Origin of the sequence: Flavobacterium sp., from assembly GCF_046155325.1 — a bacterium.
In the GTDB taxonomy this organism is placed as follows: Bacteria; Bacteroidota; Bacteroidia; order Flavobacteriales; family Flavobacteriaceae; genus Flavobacterium.
Window position 1 is genome coordinate 13,850 of the sequence record NZ_JBJXDQ010000067.1, and the last position, 22,778, is coordinate 36,627.

Annotated in this window: 20 protein-coding genes; 14 read left to right on the top strand and 6 right to left on the bottom strand. The window is 32.9% G+C overall.

What is annotated here, in order from left to right:
- Positions 1 to 25 precede the first annotated feature (25 nt).
- Together ACKVOD_RS04520 and ACKVOD_RS04525 are read right to left on the bottom strand one after the other, a co-directional pair.
- The gene (locus ACKVOD_RS04520) at positions 26 to 442 is read right to left on the bottom strand and encodes a thiol-disulfide oxidoreductase DCC family protein (RefSeq protein WP_409208286.1); all 417 of its coding nucleotides are present in this window, start codon (positions 440 to 442) and stop codon (positions 26 to 28) included.
- Positions 443 to 445: 3 nt separating this feature from the next.
- Complete coding sequence (locus ACKVOD_RS04525) at positions 446 to 2,611, bottom strand: endonuclease MutS2 (protein WP_409208287.1); 2,166 nt, start codon at positions 2,609 to 2,611, stop codon at positions 446 to 448.
- Positions 2,612 to 2,933: 322 nt separating this feature from the next.
- Between ACKVOD_RS04525 and ACKVOD_RS04530 the strand changes: the two genes are divergently transcribed.
- A complete protein-coding gene (locus tag ACKVOD_RS04530) occupies positions 2,934 to 3,602 on the top strand; it encodes a uracil-DNA glycosylase (protein WP_409208288.1) in 669 nt (222 codons plus the stop codon).
- Between the two features lie 179 nt (positions 3,603 to 3,781).
- On the opposite strand, the gene ACKVOD_RS04535 is transcribed toward ACKVOD_RS04530, so the two are convergent.
- Both ACKVOD_RS04535 and ACKVOD_RS04540 read right to left on the bottom strand, forming a co-directional pair.
- Positions 3,782 to 4,111: a translation initiation factor gene (locus ACKVOD_RS04535; protein ID WP_409208289.1), complete on the bottom strand. Its 330-nt coding sequence runs from the start codon at positions 4,109 to 4,111 to the stop codon at positions 3,782 to 3,784.
- A gap of 34 nt (positions 4,112 to 4,145) precedes the next feature.
- Positions 4,146 to 5,690, bottom strand: coding sequence for a hypothetical protein (locus ACKVOD_RS04540; protein WP_409208290.1), 1,545 nt, complete (start codon positions 5,688 to 5,690; stop codon positions 4,146 to 4,148).
- A gap of 153 nt (positions 5,691 to 5,843) precedes the next feature.
- Between ACKVOD_RS04540 and ACKVOD_RS04545 the strand changes: the two genes are divergently transcribed.
- The 13 genes from ACKVOD_RS04545 (at position 5,844) to ACKVOD_RS04605 (ending at position 19,780) form a co-directional block, all read left to right on the top strand.
- Positions 5,844 to 7,013: a 2-isopropylmalate synthase gene (locus ACKVOD_RS04545; RefSeq protein WP_409208291.1), complete on the top strand. Its 1,170-nt coding sequence runs from the start codon at positions 5,844 to 5,846 to the stop codon at positions 7,011 to 7,013.
- A 27-nt stretch (positions 7,014 to 7,040) separates the two neighbouring features.
- Positions 7,041 to 8,156, top strand: coding sequence for a 3-isopropylmalate dehydrogenase (gene leuB, locus ACKVOD_RS04550; protein ID WP_409208292.1), 1,116 nt, complete (start codon positions 7,041 to 7,043; stop codon positions 8,154 to 8,156).
- Between the two features lie 41 nt (positions 8,157 to 8,197).
- Complete coding sequence (gene ilvD, locus ACKVOD_RS04555; protein ID WP_409208293.1) at positions 8,198 to 9,871, top strand: dihydroxy-acid dehydratase; 1,674 nt, start codon at positions 8,198 to 8,200, stop codon at positions 9,869 to 9,871.
- Positions 9,872 to 9,990: 119 nt separating this feature from the next.
- On the top strand, positions 9,991 to 11,679 hold the full coding sequence (ilvB, locus tag ACKVOD_RS04560) for a biosynthetic-type acetolactate synthase large subunit (RefSeq protein ID WP_409208294.1): 1,689 nt from the start codon (positions 9,991 to 9,993) through the stop codon (positions 11,677 to 11,679).
- Positions 11,680 to 11,755: 76 nt separating this feature from the next.
- On the top strand, positions 11,756 to 12,280 hold the full coding sequence (gene ilvN, locus ACKVOD_RS04565) for an acetolactate synthase small subunit (protein ID WP_409208295.1): 525 nt from the start codon (positions 11,756 to 11,758) through the stop codon (positions 12,278 to 12,280).
- Positions 12,281 to 12,293: 13 nt separating this feature from the next.
- Positions 12,294 to 13,763 carry a ketol-acid reductoisomerase gene (gene ilvC, locus ACKVOD_RS04570; protein ID WP_409208296.1) on the top strand — a complete coding sequence of 490 codons (1,470 nt, stop codon included), beginning with the start codon at positions 12,294 to 12,296 and terminating at the stop codon, positions 13,761 to 13,763.
- 126 nt (positions 13,764 to 13,889) lie between these two features.
- Positions 13,890 to 15,023, top strand: coding sequence for an NAD(P)/FAD-dependent oxidoreductase (locus tag ACKVOD_RS04575; protein WP_409208305.1), 1,134 nt, complete (start codon positions 13,890 to 13,892; stop codon positions 15,021 to 15,023).
- A 1-nt stretch (position 15,024) separates the two neighbouring features.
- On the top strand, positions 15,025 to 15,744 hold the full coding sequence (locus ACKVOD_RS04580) for a methyltransferase domain-containing protein (protein ID WP_409208297.1): 720 nt from the start codon (positions 15,025 to 15,027) through the stop codon (positions 15,742 to 15,744).
- A 316-nt stretch (positions 15,745 to 16,060) separates the two neighbouring features.
- A complete protein-coding gene (locus ACKVOD_RS04585; RefSeq protein ID WP_409208298.1) occupies positions 16,061 to 17,113 on the top strand; it encodes a type III polyketide synthase in 1,053 nt (350 codons plus the stop codon).
- Positions 17,114 to 17,192: 79 nt separating this feature from the next.
- Entirely contained in the window at positions 17,193 to 17,678 is a 486-nt protein-coding gene (locus tag ACKVOD_RS04590) for a 3-hydroxyacyl-ACP dehydratase FabZ family protein (RefSeq protein ID WP_409208299.1), read from the top strand.
- A gap of 74 nt (positions 17,679 to 17,752) precedes the next feature.
- Positions 17,753 to 19,027 carry a beta-ketoacyl-[acyl-carrier-protein] synthase family protein gene (locus tag ACKVOD_RS04595; RefSeq protein ID WP_409208300.1) on the top strand — a complete coding sequence of 425 codons (1,275 nt, stop codon included), beginning with the start codon at positions 17,753 to 17,755 and terminating at the stop codon, positions 19,025 to 19,027.
- A gap of 4 nt (positions 19,028 to 19,031) precedes the next feature.
- On the top strand, positions 19,032 to 19,286 hold the full coding sequence (locus ACKVOD_RS04600) for an acyl carrier protein (protein ID WP_409208301.1): 255 nt from the start codon (positions 19,032 to 19,034) through the stop codon (positions 19,284 to 19,286).
- The gene (locus ACKVOD_RS04605) at positions 19,283 to 19,780 is read left to right on the top strand and encodes a 4'-phosphopantetheinyl transferase superfamily protein (protein ID WP_409208302.1); all 498 of its coding nucleotides are present in this window, start codon (positions 19,283 to 19,285) and stop codon (positions 19,778 to 19,780) included. Before ACKVOD_RS04600 ends, ACKVOD_RS04605 begins: the two co-directional genes overlap by 4 nt.
- Here the strand turns inward: ACKVOD_RS04605 and ACKVOD_RS04610 are convergent.
- Entirely contained in the window at positions 19,777 to 20,373 is a 597-nt protein-coding gene (locus ACKVOD_RS04610) for a PolC-type DNA polymerase III (protein WP_409208303.1), read from the bottom strand. The genes ACKVOD_RS04605 and ACKVOD_RS04610 overlap by 4 nt on opposite strands.
- 2 nt (positions 20,374 to 20,375) lie before the next feature.
- The gene (locus tag ACKVOD_RS04615) at positions 20,376 to 22,292 is read right to left on the bottom strand and encodes a DUF294 nucleotidyltransferase-like domain-containing protein (RefSeq protein ID WP_409208304.1); all 1,917 of its coding nucleotides are present in this window, start codon (positions 22,290 to 22,292) and stop codon (positions 20,376 to 20,378) included.
- Between the last annotated feature and the right edge of the window lie 486 nt (positions 22,293 to 22,778).

Below are 22,778 nucleotides of genomic sequence, written 5' to 3' on the forward strand. Positions count from 1 at the left end.
TTTAAAAACCTGTCGGGTTTTTTTGTTATAAAAATTTATCTTCCAATTGTTTTGATGGAACCCAACAATTTTCTTTTTTGCCGTACCACTTGTACCGATTTTTAGCAATATAATCATAGAGACTATTCCTGATTCCGGTTGGGATAATCCTGAAAACAGTCCCAAAATGGAAATATCCACCAAGACTTTTTGCAATTTCTAATACGGCCTGAGATTTGTAATAATAGGCAATTCCGGGTTCGTACAGAATAACACTGTCAATATTTATTGGGTTGATGCCAATGTGTTTCAGGATTTGTTGTCCCAATTCTGATTGCAAGGCCACAAACCGAAACACGTCTTTCGTATCGTGTTTGATGACAAACTGAACCGCAGAATCGCATAGATTACAAACGCCATCAAAGAGGATTATTTTTTTGTTTGGAGGGAGGTTGTTGACCATATTTTACTTTTTAACAGATTCAACCAGTTCCAAAAGATCTAAACTTACCTTGGAAGTGAACATGCCATAATTTACGGTTGCCTTGTTTTTCTCAATATTGTCGATGCTTCCTACCGCTTTGCCGTCAAACATGCGCACCCGGTCGCCCACTTTCAAAACTGGTTTTGGTTTGATGATTATGGGTTTGATTTTCTTTTCATTTTTTTGGATTCGGATTGCTTCGACTTTTACCTCAATTTCTTTGATCACTTCCTTTTTCTTTTCGAAAATTGCCTTGGCTTCCTTTGGTGTTGCTTTTATGCGTTTAGAATTTTCGATTTCGATGATTTTCATAAACTCACCAATCAGATCTTTCTTATTTTTATTATTGAAATAGTTGCTTGCAATAGATTCTATTTTTTGACCAATGTAAATCGTTTTCTGGTTGCTATCATACAATTCTTGATAACTTTCGAGTTTTTGTTTGATTTTCACGTTGATGGTTTCCATTTTTCTGCCTTCTTCTCGCGCTTTTGTTTCTTCTTCTTTGAGTGTTTGCGATGTTTTTTCCATCTTAGAACGTTCCTTTTGAAGCGTAGCAATGGTTTTGTCGAAACGCACTTTTCCGACTTCAATTTTCTTTTTTGCTCGATTGATTAAGCTGTAAGGAATTCCGTTTTTTTGCGCAACTTCAAACGTAAACGAACTTCCCGCTTGTCCCAAAGCCAATTTGTACATGGGTTCAAGGGACTTCTCATCAAATAACATATTGGCATTAGTAGCAAAAGGCAATTCGTTGGCTAAAATTTTTAGGTTCGAATAATGCGTGGTTATGATTCCGAAAGCTTCACGATGATAAAATTCCTCTAAGAAAATTTCTGCCAGTGCACCTCCCAATTCTGGGTCAGAACCGGTGCCAAATTCATCAATAAGGAACATGGTTTTCTTGTTGCATTTCTTCAAGAAGTAGTTCATGTTTTTAAGACGGTAGCTGTATGTACTCAAATGATTTTCAATAGATTGATTATCTCCAATGTCTGTTAGAATTCTATCGAATAGAAACGTTTCACTTCGTTCGTGAACAGGAATTAAGATGCCAGATTGTAACATCAATTGCAGCAGTCCAATGGTTTTTAGCGATATGGTTTTTCCTCCTGCATTAGGACCAGAAATAACTATAATTCTATTTTCTTGACTTAATTCGATAGTTTGAGGATGCGTAATTTCGTTTTTTTGCGTGTTGTTTAAATACAAAATAGGGTGGAAGGCATCTCTAAAATACAATCTTCTTTCGTCGGTAATTTTAGGTAAAACGCCATTAATTTTGTTTGCATATTTTGCCTTAGCCGCAATCACATCAATATCGCTCAAGAAATCTTGGTATTGAATTAATAAGGATAAAAACGGCCGTATTTGATTAGACAATTGCTTGAGGATTCGGGTGATTTCTTCTTTTTCCTCGTACTCTAAATTACTCAATTCACGAGAATATTTTAGGGTCATTTCGGGTTCGATATAAGCAATACTTCCTGTTTTTGAACTACCAAGAATAGAGCCTTTTACTTTGCGGCGATACATAGCTAAAACGGCCAAAACCCTACGATTTTGAACAAAACTTTCTTTGATATCATCTAAATAACCCAAAGAATTATACTGCGTCAAAGAGACTCCAAAACTCTGATTGACTTTACCTCGAACAGTATTCATTTCTCGACGAATATTCAATAAATCAGGCGAAGCATTGCTTTTTATTTCGCCATATTTGTCTACCACAACATCTACAAGATGGATTATATCTTTGGTGAGTTCGACCTCTGAGGCTTTGACATTTAAATTTGGATAATAATCATCGAATTTTTTAAAATAATGCAACAGATTGTTGGTTGTTTCTGAAATGGTTGCAATTTTCCTAAAACTACCTACTTCTAGAAAACTATCTTCTATAGCTAGAAATTTGATTTCATAACTAATGGCATCAAATCCATGATTAGGAATGGCATTGTTGTTTTGATACGACGAAACATATTCTGTGGTATGCATCAATTCCTTTATCAAGATTTCTTTCTCTTGAAAAGGAATTATTTCGAGTGCTTTTTGTTTGCCAATATCGGTATTGCAAATCGCCGAAATAGTTTCCAGAACGGTAGGAAATTGTAAGTCTTGTAATGTTTTTTCTGTAATGGATATCATTTATGTATCGAAAGTCTAAAGTCAAAAGTTCAAAGTTACAAAGTAAAAAATTCAAAAACCATTTTCTTCCCTCACTTTGCGAAAACTTTACGAATTGTTTGGTAAAATATATTTATTTCACCGTTGCGCAAAGTCTGCGACTTTGAGGATGTGTTTGTAAGTCTTTGACTGAAAAAAATTAAATAGCACAAAACTAAATCGGTTAAAAACCGAAAGACCCTACCTCAAAGTCGGAGACTTTGCAGAACGAAATAAAAAGTCAAAAACTATTTTCTTCGCTTACTTTGCCAAAACTTTACGAACTTTGCGGTAAAATTTATTTATGCATCCCCAAATTCATCCTTCCTGGCAAACTATTTTATCCGACGAAATTCAAAAACCCTATTTCAAGGATTTGATGCAGGCGGTCGATGACGAATACCAAAATCATAGTTGTTTTCCGCCCAAGGAATTACTGTTTGCTGCTTTCGACTATTGTTCGTTTGATGATTTAAAAGTAGTGATCATTGGTCAAGATCCCTATCACGGAGACCGAGAAGCTAACGGTTTGTGTTTTTCGGTAAATGACGGCGTAAAAATTCCGCCTTCGTTGCGCAATATTTTTAGGGAATTGAATGATGACTTAGGAACTGTTTTTCTGCCGACTTCTGGCAATTTGGAACATTGGGCAAAACAGGGAATTTTACTTTTAAACGCATCGCTATCGGTTCGAAAAGACAATCCCAATAGTCACAAACACTTAAAATGGATTGTTTTTACGGATGCGGTTATTAAAAAAATTTCAGAACAAAAAGAAAATATAATTTTCTTGCTTTGGGGCAGTTTTGCCAAAAATAAAGGTTCTCAAATTGACCGAACTCTACATCTGGTTCTAGAATCTGGGCATCCCTCGCCCATGAGCGCCAACCAAGGAAAATGGTTTGGCAACCAACATTTTAGTAAAATCAATGCCTATCTGAAATCGAAAGGAAAGACTGAAATAAAATGGTAAACGAAAACCCTCATGCGTTTGGTCTTGGCATACAAAAAAAAACTTCTATAAAAATAAAAAGGCGCAAGATGATTCTTGCGCCTCTTGACTTTTTTATTCCTTAATCCGAAGGAGAGGGAGATGAAGCTGGATTTTGTTATTGATTTATATTTTTTTAATCTGAATACTGCAAACTGATTTTACCCACCCACACGTTTTACCTTAAACCCTTTATCTTTAAGTATTTGCATAATTCGATCTCGATAATCACCTTGGATTATGATAGCATCATCCTTGAAAGTTCCTCCAACACTCAGTTTCGTTTTGATTTCTTTGGCAAGAATTTTAAAATCTTCATCGGTTCCTTCATAGCCTTCGATGATGGTAGTGGCTTTTCCTTTTCGCTTTTCAAATTTACAAATCATAGGCTCTTTTTGGATAAAAAGGGCATGAATTTTTTCTGGAACTTTTTCGGGTTCAGACTCAATATGGTCTGGAAATAAATTTTTTAGTTGCTCGTGTAAATCCATATTTTATATATTGGGATGCAGATAAAACCTATTTTTACCTGTTATTCAACTTGCCTTTTTCTTTGATGATATCGCTAATTTTTCTGTTTTCGATTTTGCTTTCGAGCCACGAAATAATATCGAGATATAAAAAGGCTCGTTTTTCGTATTTGTTTTTTTCTAATTCTACAAATCGCTCCTTTACTTTGACGAACTCCTTTTTGATATCGCTTGGGTAAATTGAATTTAGTTTTTTTAAAAAGCGAATAATCTCTTTTTGTACTTCATGTAAATCATTCATTTTTATTAAAAAAGTATAGGTACTTTTTAACTGGTTTTCTAAATTAAAATCTTTACCCGACTCGTAATGGGCAATCAAACATAATAATCTAGCGAAACAAGCCAAATCTTCACGAACATAAAGGTTTTTGTTGTTGATGATTTTTTCGAGATAGAATATCGATTCGTTATATTTTTCAACTCCAAAATAAATGGAAGCTATTTTATAATAAAATAACATTTCATGATGCTCATCAAGGTGATCACTATGTAATTTAATTTTGTTTAGAATTTCTGGAATTAGGTATTCACTCTCTGTAAAGGTTCCTTCTAGAATATGATAATTCAATTTATTATTATACAAATACAAGAAAGACAAAGAAGTAATATTATCATTGACCGGAAACTGGGGATCGTTGATGGTGTCTTCCAGCAATTCCAAGTATTTCTTGAAATTGGACTTGTACTTCAACATAAACAAAGACTCTAATAAGTAATGGTTTCCTTTCAAGAAAAAAACAGGATTTAGGTAAATCATGTATTTATTATCATAAAAAAGAGTAACCCATTTATGAGCATATTTATAGCATGACAAAAAATCTTGGACTAAAAAACTGCGCCACAAATAGGCATTGTAATACCAATATTTTTCACGAAAACCAAATTTGGTTTCATTAAGTTTAGCTGTATGTTTATTGAAATAATCATCAATATATTTTTGCTCTTCATCACTTTTTACGTAACCTGTTTTGAGCATTATGCCATATAATTGCAGGGAAAGATTAGATAATTTACTAGAAATGATGTTTTTATAATTTAACTCCTTGGCCTGAATTACTAATTCATCAGCTCGACCCTGAATACTTCTTGTAATGTATTGAGATTCAATTAATTTTTCGAATTCAACAATTTCGTAAGCTATGTAATTCTCATCGTTTTCCATTGCTTGCAACTTAGTTTTATCTAGTATTTTCAAGCTTTGTTTATACAAACCTTTATTATATAAAATAGTAGCAAAATCAATTTGTTCACGTAACTGATATCGAATATTTTGGCTAGGAATATTCAATCGAATACTCACTAAAATTTGTTTGTATAAATAAGATTTTAAGTTTGAAAGTTGTATTTTTTTGATAACACCGCTTTTAAGAATTATTTTCTCATCATAAACATCTGATTTATCTAAAACATTAAATAGTTCGATAAACTTTGTGTTTGAACTTGTTTCAAGTCTACTAGCAAAAATTTTGAATTGTCTTTTTTCGGATTTTGAAAGCGATTTTATGAGAACAAATAACGAATCTTTTTGATGGTTAGCCATTGTAATATATATAGGTTTAAATCGTTATTAATCAAACGATTATAAAGCAATTGTTTGCTTTATATTTAGTATTAAATCTAATAACAAGTTTTATAACTTAGTAATAAAAACTAATTTTGTTTCAAGATGTGAAATTACATTAAATATTTTAAAATGAATAAAGAGAAAGTCCAAATTTTTGATACCACTTTAAGAGATGGTGAACAAGTCCCAGGATGTAAATTAGACACTCAGCAAAAGCTTGTTATAGCCGCTAGACTTGACGAAATGGGAGTAGATATTATTGAAGCCGGTTTTCCAGTTTCAAGTCCAGGTGATTTTTTGTCGGTTTCAGAAATAAGTAAAATTGTAAAAAACGCAACTGTTTGTGGTTTAACCAGAGCTGTAAAAAATGATATTGATGTTGCGGCTGATGCACTTAAAAATGCGGTAAGGCCTAGAATACACACTGGAATAGGTACTTCAGATTCTCATATTAGATATAAATTAAATACAACACCAGAAGATATTATTGTTAGAGCAAAATATGCAGTTTCGTATGCGAAGACTTTTGTTGAAGATGTAGAATTTTATGCAGAAGATGCTGGTAGAACTGATAATGCGTTTTTGGCAAGAGTCTGTGAAGAGGTAATCAAATCAGGAGCTACAGTACTAAATATTCCTGACACTACAGGATATTGTTTACCAAGTGAATATGGTGAAAAAATAAAATACTTGAAAGAAAATGTAAAAGGAATCGAAAATGTAACCATTTCTTGTCATTGTCATAATGATTTAGGGATGGCCACTGCTAATTCAATTGCTGGAGCTATGAATGGTGCCCGTCAAATAGAATGTACTATAAACGGAATAGGGGAGAGAGCAGGAAACACAGCACTTGAAGAAGTGGTTATGATTTTTAAACAACACCCTTATTTGAATTTATACACCGATGTAAAAACCAAACAATTGAACGAAATGAGTCGATTGGTTTCTGATAGCATGGGAATGATTGTTCAACCCAACAAAGCAATTGTTGGTGCTAATGCCTTTGCGCACAGCTCAGGAATTCATCAAGACGGCGTTATTAAAAATAGAGAAACTTATGAGATTATGGACCCGTTAGATGTAGGCGTCAATGAGTCATCGATAATACTAACTGCCAGAAGTGGTAGAGCAGCCTTAGCTTATAGAGCTAAAAAAGTAGGTTATAATTTAACCAAAGTACAATTAGATATAGTTTACTTAGAGTTTTTAAAATTTGCCGATATCAAAAAAGAAGTGTTGGATAGTGACATTCACCAAATTATAGAAGCTTGTAAAATTGAAAGTGAATTAATCTAAAGAATTAAGATTTAATTAATAAAAAGCATGGATTTAAAAATTGCTGTCCTATCAGGAGACGGAATTGGACCCGAAGTAATCTTACAGGCAAAGAAGACATTAACCGCTATTGCAGTGGTTTATGATCATGAATTTGTTTTTGAGGATGCTTATGTAGGTGCCATTGCAATTGATAAAACCGGAAGTGCACTCCCTAATCAAACGCTTAATCTTTGTTTAAATACCGATGCGGTTTTATTTGGAGCTATTGGCGATCCAAAGTATGATACTCCCGAGGCAAAAGTTCGACCTGAACAAGGACTATTAAAATTAAGAAATGAATTAGGTTTATTTGCCAATATTAGGCCTATAAAACCATACAATGCTTTACTTGATTCTTCTCCTTTAAAAAGAGAAATCATCGAAGATGTTGATTTTGTAATCTATAGAGAATTATCAGGAGGAGTATATATTGGGGATAAACACATTAGTGATGATGGTACAATTGCATCTGATTCCTATGAATATTCAGAAGAGCAAATTAGCAGAATCACTCATCTAGCTTTTAAAGAAGCTCAAAGACGCAGAAAAAAAGTAACCTTAGTAGATAAAGCTAATGTATTGGAAACATCGCGATTATGGAGAAGAGTTGTTCAAAAAATAGGGGAGAGTTATCCTGATGTGGCTTTAAATTTTCTATATGTTGATAATGCTGCCAAACAATTGATGTTGAATCCAAGACAGTTTGATGTCATTTTGACCGAAAATATGTTTGGTGATATTTTATCCGATGAGGCTAGTGTTATTGCTAGTTCAAGTGGATTATTGGCTTCGGTTTCGATTGGAAATAACAAAGCACTTTTCGAACCAATTCATGGTTCTTATCCTGAGGTAAAAGGTAAAAATATTGCTAATCCAATTGCTTCCATTTTGGCTGCGGCCATGTTGTTGGAACATTTTGGTTTGCATACTGAAGCTAAGAAAGTATACGAAGGTGTTGAAAAAGCATTTGAGCATAAAATTGTAACAGTTGATTTAAGTTCGATTTCAAAATTTGGAACCAATGAAGTAGGGGATTTTATATCGAATTTTATATTAAGCAAAGACGACTTATTGTATTTTAATAATGATAATGTTCACATAGGGCAATCTACAATTGTATAATTAAAACCTAAAATAAACAAAAAAACAAATTAATAAAGACAATGGAATTAAATAAGTATAGTAAAACCATCACTCAAGACGTTACCCAACCAGCCGCACAAGCTATGTTATATGGAATAGGTTTAACCGAAGAAGATTTGAAAAAAGCGCAAGTCGGTATTGTCAGTATGGGGTATGAAGGAAATACTTGTAATATGCACCTAAATGATCTTGCAAAAGATGTCAAAAAAGGAGTTTGGAATGCCGATTTAGTAGGTTTAATATTTAATACTATTGGTGTTAGTGATGGAATTTCTAACGGTACTGAAGGAATGCGTTTTTCATTGGTTTCTCGTGATGTAATTGCCGATTCTATTGAAACCGTTATGGGAGCGCAATGGTATGATGGTTTGATAGCCATTCCAGGTTGTGATAAAAATATGCCAGGCGCTGTTATGGCAATGGGTAGAGTGAATCGTCCAGCAATTATGGTTTATGGTGGAACAATTCACTCAGGAAAATGGAAAGGAGAATCATTAAATATCGTTTCAGCTTTCGAAGCCTTAGGAAAAAAATTCAACAATACCATCACTCCCGAAGATTTTAAAGGAGTGATTCAAAATGCTTGTCCAGGAGCTGGAGCTTGTGGCGGCATGTACACAGCAAATACAATGGCTTCGGCTATTGAGGCCTTAGGGATGAGTTTGCCTTTTAGTTCTTCAAATCCAGCATTAAGCGACGATAAAAAGAAAGAATGTGAAGAAGCTGGAAAAGCCATTAGAATATTATTAGAAAAAGACATCAAGCCGAGAGATATAATGTCGCGCAAAGCTTTCGAAAATGCCATTACAATTGTGGCAGTTTTAGGAGGTTCAACAAATGCCGTAATGCATCTAATCGCTATGGCTCATTCGGTTGATATTGAAATCACATTAAAAGATTTTCAAGATATTAGTGATAAAATACCCGTGCTTGCTGATTTGAAACCAAGCGGAAAATACATGATGGAAGATTTACATGCTGTTGGAGGAGTTCCTGCAGTAATGAAATATTTATTAAAAGAAGGGCTTCTACACGGAGATTGTTTGACTGTAACTGGGAAAACTTTAGCCGAAAATTTGGCTACTGTTCCAGATTTAAATGACGGTCAAGAGGTAATTCATGAAATTCAAAAAGCATTGAAACCAACAGGAAACATTCAAATTCTATACGGAAACCTAGCTTCAGAAGGTTGTGTAGCTAAAATTAGCGGTAATGAAGGCGAATATTTTGAAGGAACTGCCGTCGTTTTCGAAAGCGAATTTACAGTGATTCCGGGATTAGAAGCAGGTTTAATCAAACCAGGAGATGTAGTTGTCATTAGATATTGCGGTCCTAAGGGAGGTCCAGGGATGCCAGAAATGTTGAAACCAACATCGGCCATTATGGGAGCTGGTTTAGGAGATAAGGTAGCATTGATTACCGATGGAAGATTTTCAGGAGGTTCACACGGTTTTGTAGTAGGTCACATTACACCAGAAGCCTACGATGGTGGAGGAATTGCACTTGTAGAAAACGGAGATTTAATAACTATTGATGCAGTAAAAAACACCATCAATTTGAAGATTTCTGATGAAGAATTTGCTAAAAGAAAAGCAGCTTGGGTACAACCACCATTGAAAGCAACAAAAGGGGTTTTACTAAAATATGCAAGATCCGTTTCAAGCGCATCAACGGGATGTGTTACAGATAAGTAGTATTCAGATTTCAGATAGCAGATTACAGTTTAAAAATAATAAATAGAACTCTCCAATACCAGTTACAACTCCCGCTCCTATGTAGAGGGTAAGGTGGGAGGAAAAAAAAATAAAAAAAAATGAAAATATCAGGTGCAGAAGCTGTTATTAGATGTTTACTCGAAGAAGGAGTAAACTTAGTTTATGGTTATCCGGGTGGCGCTATCATGCCAGTATATGACGAATTATATAAATTTCAAGATCAATTGCAACATATTTTGGTGCGACACGAACAAGGAGCCGCTCATGCTGCCCAAGGTTTTGCTAGAGCAACGGGTAAAGTGGGTGTGGCTATTGCAACATCGGGTCCAGGAGCAACAAATCTTGTTACAGGAATTGCAGATGCTCAAATCGATTCAACTCCAATGGTTTGCATTACGGGTCAAGTAGGAAAGCATTTGTTAGGTTCGGATGCTTTTCAGGAAACGGATATTATCGGAATTTCGACTCCGGTAACCAAATGGAATTACCAAATTACCGAAGCTCATGAAATACCTGAAATCATGGCAAAAGCTTTTTATATTGCAAGATCGGGTCGTCCAGGTCCTGTATTAATTGACATCACAAAAAATGCTCAATTCGACACCTTTGAATTTAGCTATAAAAAGTGTACTGGTATTAGAAGTTATAATCCGAAACCGGTTTTGAAACTTGAAAAAATTGCGGAAGCTGCCGAAATTATTAATAATGCCAAAAAACCATACATTATATTTGGTCAAGGAATTATTTTGAGCCAAGCGGAAGCCGAATTGAAAGCTTTTATCGAAAAATCAGGAATTCCTGCCGCTTGGACTATTTTAGGACTTTCGGCTTTGCCAACAAATCATCCCTTAAATGTAGGTATGTTGGGAATGCACGGAAATTACGGTCCCAATGTTTTAACCAATGAATGCGATGTATTGATTGCACTTGGAATGCGTTTTGACGATAGAGTTACAGGAAATTTAGCCACTTATGCAAAACAAGCCAAAGTAATTCATTTTGAAATCGACTCTGCCGAAATAGATAAAAATGTCAAAACAACTGTGGCCGTATTAGCCGATGTTAAAGAATCTTTGACGGCTTTGATTCCATTAATTGACAAAAAATCACACGATTCTTGGCACAATGAATTCAAAGAAAAATACAAAATAGAACTCGAAATGGTTATTAACGAGGAACTTGCACCAACGAACAACAAAGGAATTTCGATGGGAGAAACTATCGAAATGATAAATAAGCATTCGAAAGGAGATGCCATTATGGTTTCGGATGTGGGACAACACCAAATGTTTGCTTGTCGTTATGCCAAATTTAATACCACAAAAAGTAACGTAACCTCGGGCGGTTTAGGAACTATGGGATTTGCTTTGCCCGCAGCTATTGGCGCCAAAATGGGAATGCCAGAGCGTGAAGTGGTAGCAATTATTGGTGATGGCGGTTTTCAGATGAATATCCAAGAATTGGGAACTATTTTTCAATCGAAAGTTCCTGTGAAAATTGTAGTTCTTAATAATGAATTTTTAGGAATGGTTCGTCAATGGCAAGAATTATTTTTTGACAATCGATATGCTTCAACAATAATGGTAAATCCAAATTTTTGTGCCATTGCAGAAGGTTATTATATTAAAGCAAAAAAAGTAACCAAAAGAGAAGAATTAGATGCCGCCGTTGCCGAAATGATGGCTTCAAAAGATTCGTATTTCTTGGAAGTTATGGTTGAAAAAGAAAATAACGTATTCCCAATGATTCCAACAGGAGCTTCGGTTGCGGACATAAGATTATCATAAAAAAGTTTAAAGTTTAAAGTTTCAAGTTGCTCAACCTGAAACATTAAACAAAGAAAACTTTAAACAAAAAATTAAAATGGAAAATAAAATATTCACCATTTCTGTTTATTCAGAAAACAATGTAGGTTTGTTGAACAGAATATCGGGTATATTCTTAAAAAGACACATTAATATATTGAGTCTTAATGTTTCAGAATCAGAAATTGAAAATGTTTCTCGTTTTATTATTGTAGTTAACACTACCGAAAAATGGGTGCAAAACATTGTAGGTCAAATCGAAAAACAAATTGAAGTTATCAAAGCTTTTTATCATATTGACGAAGAAACCATTTTCTTAGAAAGTGCCATTTTCAAAATTGAATCTAGCTTGTTATTTGACGAAAGACAAATCCAAAATATTATCAAGGAAAGCCACTCGGAAATTGTTACTGTTTCTAGAGATTTCTTTGTAATTTCGAAGTCGGGAAAACGATCTGAAATAAATGACTTATACAATAAATTAAAACCTTTCGGCATCATGCAGTTTGTGCGTTCCGGAAGAATATCAGTATCAAAACAAAAAATGGAAATTTCCACATTATTAGACGAATTAAAATCATAAATTAAATAAAAAAATGGCAAATTATTTCAACACATTACCACTTAGATTACAATTAGAACAATTAGGCGTATGCGAATTCATGGATCAATCTGAATTTTCAAATGGAATTGAAGCACTTAAAGGAAAAAAAGTAGTTATCGTGGGTTGTGGAGCTCAGGGACTTAACCAAGGTTTAAACATGAGAGATTCTGGTTTAGATATTTCTTATGCTTTGCGTGCTGATGCGATTTCACAAAAAAGAGCTTCTTTTTTGAATGCTTCAGATAATGGATTTAAAGTAGGAACTTATGAAGAATTAATTCCAACTGCTGATTTAGTTTGTAATCTTACTCCAGACAAACAACATACTGCTGTAGTTACAGCAATTATGCCCCTGATGAAAAACGGTTCTACGCTGGCTTATTCTCACGGGTTTAATATTGTTGAAGAAGGAATGCAAGTTCGTAAAGATATTACGGTAATTATGTGTGCTCCAAAATGCCCGGGATCTGAAGTTCGGGAAGAATACAAAAGAGGTTTTGGTGTACCAACATTAATAGCTGTTCACCCAGAAAACGATCCAAACGGCGAAGGTTTTGCTCAAGCAAAAGCCTATGCAGTTGCCACTGGTGGTCATAAAGCGGGAGTTTTGAACTCTTCTTTTGTTGCCGAAGTAAAATCAGATTTAATGGGAGAACAAACTATTCTTTGTGGAATGTTACAAACTGGTTCTATTTTGTGTTTTGATAAAATGGTCGAAAAAGGAATCGAACCAGCTTATGCTTCAAAATTAATTCAATACGGCTGGGAAACTATTACAGAAGCTTTGAAACATGGTGGAATCACCAATATGATGGATCGTTTGAATAATCCTTCAAAAATTGAAGCATTCGAAATAGCAGAAGAATTAAAAGACATTATGCGTCCGTTGTTTCAAAAACACATGGATGATATCATCTCTGGTGAATTTTCAAGAAACATGATGATTGACTGGGCAAATGATGATATCAATTTATTGACTTGGAGAGCTGCAACAGCAGAAACTAATTTCGAAAAAACAGCTCCAACAGCGGCTCATATCTCGGAACAAGAATATTTTGACAATGGAGTTTTGATGATCGCCATGGTAAAAGCAGGTGTGGAATTAGCTTTCGAAACAATGACACAATCCGGAATTATTGAAGAATCAGCTTACTATGAATCATTACACGAATTGCCGTTGATTGCAAACACTGTAGCTAGAAAAAAACTGTACGAAATGAACAGAATCATTTCTGATACTGCTGAATACGGTTGTTATTTGTTTGATCACGCTTGTAAACCGTTATTGACAGAATTTATGAAAACGGTAGAAACCAAAATTATTGGCAAAGCTTTTTCTACTTCAAACGGTGTTGATAATGCGCTTCTTATCGCGGTAAACAACGAAATTCGTCAACACCCAATCGAAGACATTGGAGCTTGGTTGAGAGAGTCGATGACGGCAATGAAAAAGATAGGCTAAATAAATTCAAAATAGTTCATCTAATAAAAAAAGTGAGATAGAAATTCTATCTCGCTTTTTTTTATGTAAAATTTTAACCTAATTATATAAATATAAGAGAATAAATAGTACTAAATTAGCGTGAGTATAAAAATAGCTATGGATGTTGTAATTATTGGCGGAGGTTTGGCAGGACTCACAAGTGGTATACATTTATCTAAATTGGGAATAAAGGTTGGTATCCTTGAAAAAAATGATTTTCCAAAACACAAGGTTTGTGGCGAATACATCTCGAATGAAGTATTGCCTTATTTCAATTGGTTAGGTATTGAAATTAGGGATTTGAAACCTTCAAAAATTACTAAAATGGAGTTTTCAACTTCGTCAGGAAAAGCAATTTCTAGTGATTTACCTTTAGGCGGATTTGGTATCAGCCGTTATGAATTAGATTATTATTTATCCCAAAAAGCAATTCAAAACGGTTGCCAAATCATTCAGGACACTGTAACAGATATTCAATTTATTGAAAATGAATTTTATATTACTACACTAAATAACTTAAAATTAAAATCAAAAGTCGTTATAGGAGCTTTCGGAAAGCGCTCTACTATTGATCAGAAATTAAATCGGAATTTTATTTTTAAAAAATCGCCATGGTTGGCTGTAAAAGCACATTATTCTGGAGATTTCCCTAATGATTTGGTAGGACTCCATAATTTTAAAGGGGGATATTGTGGCGTTTCGAAAATCGAAAATAACAAAATAAACATATGCTATTTAGTAGATTATGAAACTTTTAAAAATCATAAGAATATCGAGGAATTTCAATCTAAAATTATTTGTAAAAACCCTCATTTGAAGCATGTTTTTGAAAACAGCATTTTACTTTTTGATAAGCCATTAACAATTAGTCAAATTTCTTTCGAGAAGAAAGCCGCTGTAGAAAACCATATTTTGATGATTGGAGACACGGCAGGATTAATTCATCCTCTGTGTGGCAACGGAATGGCGATGGCAATTCATAGTGCTAAAATTGCATCCGAATTAGTTTCGGATTTTTTAAATCATAGAATTAGTTCTAGAAAAGAATTAGAAAAAAAATACACACATGAGTGGAATATCAATTTTAAATACAGACTTGCTACAGGACGATTATTAGCTAAAATTTTGCGAAATGAAAAGGTTGCAACTTTTATTATGAAATTAATGATTAGATTTACTTTTATAGTTCCCCAAATTATAAAGCAAACCCATGGTTCTCCTATAACTTTAAAATCTTAAGATGTATATTGACACAAAATATAGATCTAACACTCCAGAAATAATGGATGATTTTGCATTGGAAGGTGAAATATTGCGGGATGCTTTAGATAAAATTGCCAAAATAAATCAGCTCTTAGGAGGAAACAAATTATCTTTACTTGGTCTCCGGGATTTAATTATTTCTATTCCAAAGTCACAGCAAATCACGATTGTAGATGTAGGATGTGGTAATGGAGACATGTTGCGAGCACTCGCTAATTTTGGGATTACAAACAATTTTAATTTTCAATTAATTGGTATTGATGCCAATGCCTTTACGGTTAATTATGCTACTAAATTATCTGTAGATTATCCTAATATACGTTTTCGCTGTGAAGATGTTTTCAGTCAAGATTTCAAAAACTTAAAATATGATGTTGTATTGTGTACATTGACATTACATCATTTTAAAGATTCAGAAATCATCCAATTAATGTCTGTTTTTAATGCTAATTCTAGAATTGGAATTGTAGTAAATGATTTGCACAGAAGTGCCGTTGCTTATAGATTATTTCAAGTTTTGTGTTTTATTTTTCGATTAAATGCGATGTCTCGTGAAGATGGATTGGTTTCTATTTTAAGAGGATTTAAAAAAGAAGAATTAGTACGTTTTTCAGAAAAGATAAAGGTAATTAATTATAAAATTAAATGGAAATGGGCTTTTCGATACCAATGGATAATTGAGAAAGTAGGAAGTTAGAGGTTCGAAGAAAGAAAAAGAGAGTGTGAAAAATACCACCCTAATTGATAAAAATATTTCTGGAATGATCGTTTGATTAATCCTTTGGGTGCAATTCATAAAAATTAAAATAAAGCAATGAATTTAAAAATTTAACCACATAGATTCATAGAAAAAAGAGTTTGATAGCCCATTTGCTTCGCCTGTTCGTCCGCTTTGGCGGCCTCGGGTTATGGGTTCAACTAGCTCTGTAATCTAAAAAAAAGTGAAACTTCTTTTTTCATTTTTAAAAACTATGATTCTATGTGGTTAAAAAATCAATAAATTGATTATAAATATGAGTGTGAAAATTAAATGTGTTTCTAAGCAATTGCCAAAATATTCTAGAACTACCGATGAAATAATTCCGTTTCTCGATGCTTGGCTTATTGGTCAAGATTCTCGTTTTATTCGGAAAGTGAAGAAAATTTTTGAAGGTGCCGCAGTTGATAAACGCTATTCCATTATGGATCCAATAGAGGTTTTTACGAAAACCTCATTTGAAGAGAGAAACGATATTTATGCTCTGGAAGTAATCGATTTAGGAGAGAAAGTTTTAGAAAAAGCATTGCTTAAAGCGAGTTGGAAACCCGAAGAGTTAGATTTTATTATTACCGTTAGTTGTACCGGAATAATGATTCCTTCTCTTGATGCTTATTTGATTAATAAATTGAAATTACGTCAGGATATTGTTCGGCTTCCCGTAACTGAAATGGGCTGTGCTGCAGGCATTTCAGGAATTATTTATGCTAAGAATTTCTTGCAAGCTAATCCTGGAAAACGAGCGGCTGTTATTGCAGTAGAAAGCCCAACAGCCACATTTCAATTGGATGATTTTTCGATGGCTAATATTGTTAGTGCTGCCATTTTTGGTGATGGTGCAGCTTGTGTGTTGCTTTCTTCTCATGATGCTGATGAAGGTCCAGAAATTTTAGATGAAGAAATGTATCATTTTTATGATGCGGCACACATGATGGGATTCAAACTGACCAATTCAGGTTTACAAATGATTTTAGATATTGAAGTACCGGAAACTATTGCATCTCATTTTCCCGACATCATAAACCCTTTTTTAAAGAAAAATAATTTAAGTACCTATGATTTAGACCATTTAATTTTTCATCCAGGTGGCAAAAAAATTGTTCAAACAGTAGAAAGTTTATTTTTAGATTTAGGAAAAAATATTGATGATACAAAAGAAGTATTGCGATTGTATGGTAATATGTCTAGTGCTACTGTTTTGTATGTATTGGAAAGAATCATGGATAATGAACCAAAAAAAGGAGAGATAGGATTAATGTTGAGTTTTGGCCCAGGATTTTCTGCGCAAAAGGTTTTATTAAAATTTTAAAATAATTAGCCACAGATTCACAGATTTTTTTAATTTATTAGGTACATTTTTAATCTGTGAATCAGTGGCTCAGAAGAGTATGGAAAAACAAGAAATCATATCAAAATTGCCCTATTCCAAACCTTTTCAGTTTGTGGATGAATTGCTTGATATTGATGAAAATGGAGTTGAAGGTACTTACACTTTTGATTCAACATTGGATTTTTATAAAGGACATTTCAAAGACAATCCAATTACGCCTGGAGTAATTTTAATCGAAGTGATGGCGCAAATAGGAGTGGTGTGTTTGGGAATCTATTTGCTAAATAGTACATTTACTAAAAACACCTCAATTGCCTTAACATCAACAGAAATAGAATTTTTAAAGCCAGTATATCCAAATGAAAAAGTAACAGTAATTTCAGAAAAAATATACTTTAGATTTGGTAAACTAAAATGCAAGGTTATAATGAAAAACGAAAAAGATGAAACGGTTTGTAGTGGAATAATTGCTGGTATGATCCTCTCCCCTCCGAAAGTATCGGGACTCTCCGAAGGAGAGGGGGCTAACACAGGATTAAAATAACGATGTGCTAATTTAGTTTGATTTTTTAATATTGCTATTGCCATTGATATTGCTATTGAAATTAATTTTTTTACATGAATAAACGTGTTGTCATTACTGGTTTAGGTGTTGTTGCTCCAAATGGGGTGGGACTTGATGCGTTTACCCATGCCATAAAAAACGGGATTTCAGGTATAAAACACGATGCCGAATTGGAGCGATTGCAATTTTCTTGTCAAATTGCTGGTAAGCCTGAAATTTCAACCGAATTATCTTTGGGTTATTTTACGGAATTAGAACTACGGAATTTTAATTCTTCTGGTATTTTATATGGTGTAATTGCTGGAATCGATGCATGGAAAGATGCTGGATTATCAATTGTAAATAACGAAGAACCCGATTGGAATAACGGAACTATTTTTGGAACTGGAACTTCTGGTATTGATAAATTCAGAGAAAGTATTTATAAAATTGATGATTTTCAAACCCGAAGATTAGGAAGTACGGCCGTAGCACAAACTATGAATAGTGGTGTAAGTGCCTATTTAGGAGGTAAACTGGGATTGGGAAATCAGGTTAGCACGAACTCCTCTGCTTGTACAACAGGAACCGAAAGTATTTTGATGGCTTTTGAACGAATAAAATCGGGACAAGCAAAACGTATTTTGGCGGGAAGCACGAGCGATTCCGGTCCGTACATTTGGGGTGGATTTGATGCAATGAAAGTATGTACATTTAAGCATAACGAAACGCCAGAACAAGGGTCAAGGCCAATGTCTGCTAGTGCTTCTGGTTTTGTTCCAGGAAGTGGGGCAGGAGCTTTGGTATTGGAAGATTTAGACACAGCTTTGTCTCGAGGCTCAAGGATTTATGCAGAAGTACTTGGTGGAAATATCAATTCTGGTGGGCAACGTGGTTTAGGAACGATGACAGCTCCAAATCCTATTGCTGTACAAAAATGTATTCAAGATGCTTTGAAAAATGCAAAAATAAATCCAAATGATATTGATGCCATCAATGGTCATCTTACAGCAACTTCAAAAGATAGTCTAGAACTTCAAAATTGGAGTGTTGCATTAGATAGGAGGGGTTTTGATTTTCCATATATTAACTCATTAAAATCTATGGTTGGTCATTGTTTATCTGGTGCTGGAAGTATCGAAAGTGTTGCTTCGGTTTTGCAATTGCATTATGGATTTATTTTTCCGAATATAAATTGTGAAGATTTGCATCCGGAAATCACTTCAATCATTGCTGCATCTCGAATTCCGCAGCAACTCATTAAAAAAGAAATTAATATCATAGCAAAAGCCAGTTTTGGTTTTGGCGATGTGAATGGTTGCGTAATTTTTAAAAAATTTAAAAACTAAAAACATGAACAAACAAGAAACAATAGAACAGTTAAAAGAAATCATAAAACCATATATCCATAATCAAGAAGCATTTGATATTTTGACCGAAAACACAGATTTTATTAATGATTTACGAATAAACTCCGCAAATTTAGTCGATGTTATTTTGGATATTGAAGAGAAATACAAGATTGTAATCGACAACGAATCTATGGAAAGAATGCTTGATGTAAAATCGGCATTAGAAATTATTGAAACTAAATTGTCTGAAAAGTGATAGGAAATGACATTATCGATTTGGCATTAGCCCGAAAAGAAAGTAATTGGCAACGTAAAGGCTTTTTAGATAAAATCTTTACAAAAAATGAGCAGTTAATGATTTTGAATTCTATAAATCCAGAAGTTATGGTTTGGAATTTATGGAGTAGGAAAGAGGCAGCTTATAAGATATACAATCGTCAAACGGGAATTAGAGGTTATTTTCCGTTGCAATTAGAATGCTCGGATTTAAAAATAAGGAACCAAATAATTTTTGGAAAAGTCAGTATAAAAGACAATGTGTATTTTACAAAAACGGTAATTACAAAACAATTTGTTAATACAATTTCACTAGAAAAAATAGATGATTTTAATGCAATTAAACAATTGAATAATCGAGAGGGCATAATTAAAATTAATGGAATTCCAAACTGTTTCGGAAAATGTAATTTAGCTTCAAGACCAGTATCAATAAGTCATCACGGAGAATTTGAACAAATTATTTCAATTTAATTCAAACCCAATCTAGACTTTAATTTAAGGAAAAGCAAGGCTATTTTATAGGCGTCTTCAGTTGAAGAATTTCGATCACTTTTTGGAAGTTTATATTGATCGCAGAGTTCATCTAAAGAGAATTGTTTGTTGGTAATATCATGTAATTTTCGATACATAATATCGACATCCAAAGCTTCGTTTTTCAATCTACCGCAATCCATTTTTTCAAGGGCAATATTTATCATTTCTACATCAAAATCAATGTGATGCCCAACTAAAGTGGAATTTCCAATAAAATCAATAAATTTTATTATTGCATCGGGTTCGCTTAATTTTTTCATTTTACTATCAATAATAAACTCGTTTGAAAGTCCATTATTATGAAGGTATTTATACTGCAGCAAAATAACCTCAAAATTATCGCCAATGTGAATTGTATTATCAATAATACCGAAAGCTCCCATAGAAATAATAACATCCTTATTTGGATTAAGGCCTGATGTTTCAGTACACAATACTACAAAGCGATTTGATTTTTTTTCAAATTTTGACATATAATTTTTCCAAAAATCAGGATACTCTTTATTAATGTTTTTTAACCAGTCAAGCATATCTATGAAAATTGAGTCAATTGAAATTTAGATTTGATAAGTTCTTCTAATTCTCTCATTGGAGTAAAGGCATTTTTTAAATTTTCTTTATCCACTTTTGATAATTCCTTCAAATTAATAAATTGACCTGAATTATCATTTTTCAATCCTTCAAGTGTTCTGAATTTTGATAGTATTGAAAAGGCATCGGCACAATTTAAATATATTTCAGAATTTTTAGAATCAGTAATTGCTAATTGTTTAAATCTTAAATACGTATTGTTTATGCCTTTAATATTATGACTCAAAATTAGAAGACGAGCCCCGTCAATCAATGGCATTAAAGCTTTAGTTTTAATATCAAATTTATCTTTGTTTATTCCTTGTTCTTCAATATTAAAATTCTTAAAAAAGGTTAAAGGTGAATTATTTTTTAAAGCATCATTTCCTAGGAAATCAAAAAATAAAGTATTGTTTTTTATATTATTAAAAATTACATTTTCTATGGCTTCTTCAATTTTTTGTTCTCCAAAAGCAATTTCATAATCAAAAAATATACTACTAATATTATTGCTGTTTTCACCTGGAGTATTTATCCAAAAATTATACTGTTTTGTCCAATCTGTCAATGATTTACACCATAACATATTACTTCCCATTTGTCCATTTGGACAAGGTTGATATCCTACTTTTTCTAATATGGATGTAGTTCTTCTGCCTAGTTTAAGAAAATAGTCTTTTACGTCTCGATACTTATCTGCAGTAACATCTTCAAAAATTAATATACTATCTTGATCTGTTAATAATAATTGTTCCTTTCTACCTTGACTTCCTATACTTAACCAAGCAAATCGAGCAGGAGGAGAGCCTAAATCTAAAATAGATAATTCAACAGCTCTTTTAATTATAGCTAAGTTTATTTCACTTGCAATATTATTAATATAAGAAATTGGTATATTTTTATGAATTGATTTCTGAATAATATCAGTCAATCGATCTCGAATGAGTTTTAAATCTTTTGATGATTGTGAGCGTTTAATTTCTTTTATTAATACACCAGGATTACTAGCTTGAGCAGCAATTAAATCATGTTGTGATATAACACCTTTAACAGAAGATTTATCAGTACCATCTTGGGTTACACACAAATGAGTAACATTATATTTTAACATCAACAGTTGTGCCTCAGCCAAAGAAACATTTTCTACTACAGTAACAACTGGATAAACCATAATTTTATCAATAGTACTGTTCAAAGGAAATCTACCTGTTGCAATTTTGGTACACATATCTGAATGAGTAACAATTCCAATAGGATATTCGTTTTCACAAATTATAATATTATTGCTCAGATTGTTAGTCATTTCTTGAGCAATTTCTTGAACAATACTAGTTTTAGAAGCTTTAAGAGGTATGGTGTTATATGATAAAGACTGTATATATTGCATACCAGATTCTTGTTCAGAGTAGTACACATTGTCGGAAATTAATTTTCCTCTTGTATTTTCTTTATCACTTGGATTGCCTGTATTTGATGCAAAACTTTGCAATAAAAAATCTAAAACATTAGGGTTATTAGCTACGAAAGGGCGAAATGTTGCAATTGGAATGGCATAAATTATACTTTCTTCACGAGCTTTGGCAGTCATCATATAATTGTTTTTAGCAAAGAATGGACGTAAACCAAAAACATCACCTACAGAACATTTATTTAATAAGGTTTCTTCTGCATCAGCAATAACGGATAAATTAATTTGTCCTGAAGCTACAACATAAAAACTATCATGCAAAACATCGTTAATTTGAAATAAAGTTTTGCGTTTTTCTAGATTCAATACACGAATACTGGAGGAAATATCTGATAATTCTTGAAAAGTTAAATTATCAAATGGTGGATATTGTTTTAAAAAATCAGCAATGTGTTCAGCAATTGAATTCATAAAGAGTTAAATATTTTCGAATGTAAAAATAATGAATATAAGCATTGTATTTTATAAGTTCTGTAATTTTTATTAATTATTGGTTTTAGGGGTTTGTGTGAGAATTAAAACATTTTTAGCAAAATTCACAAAGATTTATACAATTAAGAGAAATAAGGTAATTAAGATAATTAAGTTTTAGAATTAACTTAATGTTACTTAACTTCATCCAAGGTTCGAAAAATGAATAATTACAATATTTCTGGAAGAATCTAAATTATTTAATTGTACACAATAGGTCTTTAAACTTTATAAGTTTAAAGATTCTATTTTACATAATATAAATTATAGTTCATTTATAGTATTAGTTATATATTAAAATGAAATTGATTTATAATTAAATTATGATTTACTAGGTTTATCAGTATTTGAAGTTAAATCTGTTTTGTTTTGTATCATTTGGTAAGCAAGTAACTTCTCAACCAATTCATCCTTAGTTAAATGATG

Bases quoted from the DNA above. Each gene is read 5' to 3' on its own strand.
- ilvC (WP_409208296.1), top strand. From the start codon at position 12,294: ATGGCAAATTATTTCAACACATTACCACTTAGATTACAATTAGAACAA.
- ACKVOD_RS04540 (WP_409208290.1), bottom strand. From the start codon at position 5,690: ATGGCTAACCATCAAAAAGATTCGTTATTTGTTCTCATAAAATCGCTT.
- leuB (WP_409208292.1), top strand. From the start codon at position 7,041: ATGGATTTAAAAATTGCTGTCCTATCAGGAGACGGAATTGGACCCGAA.
- ACKVOD_RS04610 (WP_409208303.1), bottom strand. From the start codon at position 20,373: ATGCTTGACTGGTTAAAAAACATTAATAAAGAGTATCCTGATTTTTGG.
- ACKVOD_RS04545 (WP_409208291.1), top strand. From the start codon at position 5,844: ATGAATAAAGAGAAAGTCCAAATTTTTGATACCACTTTAAGAGATGGT.
- ACKVOD_RS04525 (WP_409208287.1), bottom strand. From the start codon at position 2,611: ATGATATCCATTACAGAAAAAACATTACAAGACTTACAATTTCCTACC.
- ilvB (WP_409208294.1), top strand. From the start codon at position 9,991: ATGAAAATATCAGGTGCAGAAGCTGTTATTAGATGTTTACTCGAAGAA.
- ACKVOD_RS04615 (WP_409208304.1), bottom strand. From the start codon at position 22,292: ATGAATTCAATTGCTGAACACATTGCTGATTTTTTAAAACAATATCCA.
- ACKVOD_RS04595 (WP_409208300.1), top strand. From the start codon at position 17,753: ATGAATAAACGTGTTGTCATTACTGGTTTAGGTGTTGTTGCTCCAAAT.
- ACKVOD_RS04580 (WP_409208297.1), top strand. From the start codon at position 15,025: ATGTATATTGACACAAAATATAGATCTAACACTCCAGAAATAATGGAT.
- ilvD (WP_409208293.1), top strand. From the start codon at position 8,198: ATGGAATTAAATAAGTATAGTAAAACCATCACTCAAGACGTTACCCAA.
- ACKVOD_RS04600 (WP_409208301.1), top strand. From the start codon at position 19,032: ATGAACAAACAAGAAACAATAGAACAGTTAAAAGAAATCATAAAACCA.
- ACKVOD_RS04590 (WP_409208299.1), top strand. From the start codon at position 17,193: ATGGAAAAACAAGAAATCATATCAAAATTGCCCTATTCCAAACCTTTT.
- ACKVOD_RS04585 (WP_409208298.1), top strand. From the start codon at position 16,061: ATGAGTGTGAAAATTAAATGTGTTTCTAAGCAATTGCCAAAATATTCT.
- ACKVOD_RS04535 (WP_409208289.1), bottom strand. From the start codon at position 4,111: ATGGATTTACACGAGCAACTAAAAAATTTATTTCCAGACCATATTGAG.
- ACKVOD_RS04530 (WP_409208288.1), top strand. From the start codon at position 2,934: ATGCATCCCCAAATTCATCCTTCCTGGCAAACTATTTTATCCGACGAA.
- ilvN (WP_409208295.1), top strand. From the start codon at position 11,756: ATGGAAAATAAAATATTCACCATTTCTGTTTATTCAGAAAACAATGTA.
- ACKVOD_RS04520 (WP_409208286.1), bottom strand. From the start codon at position 442: ATGGTCAACAACCTCCCTCCAAACAAAAAAATAATCCTCTTTGATGGC.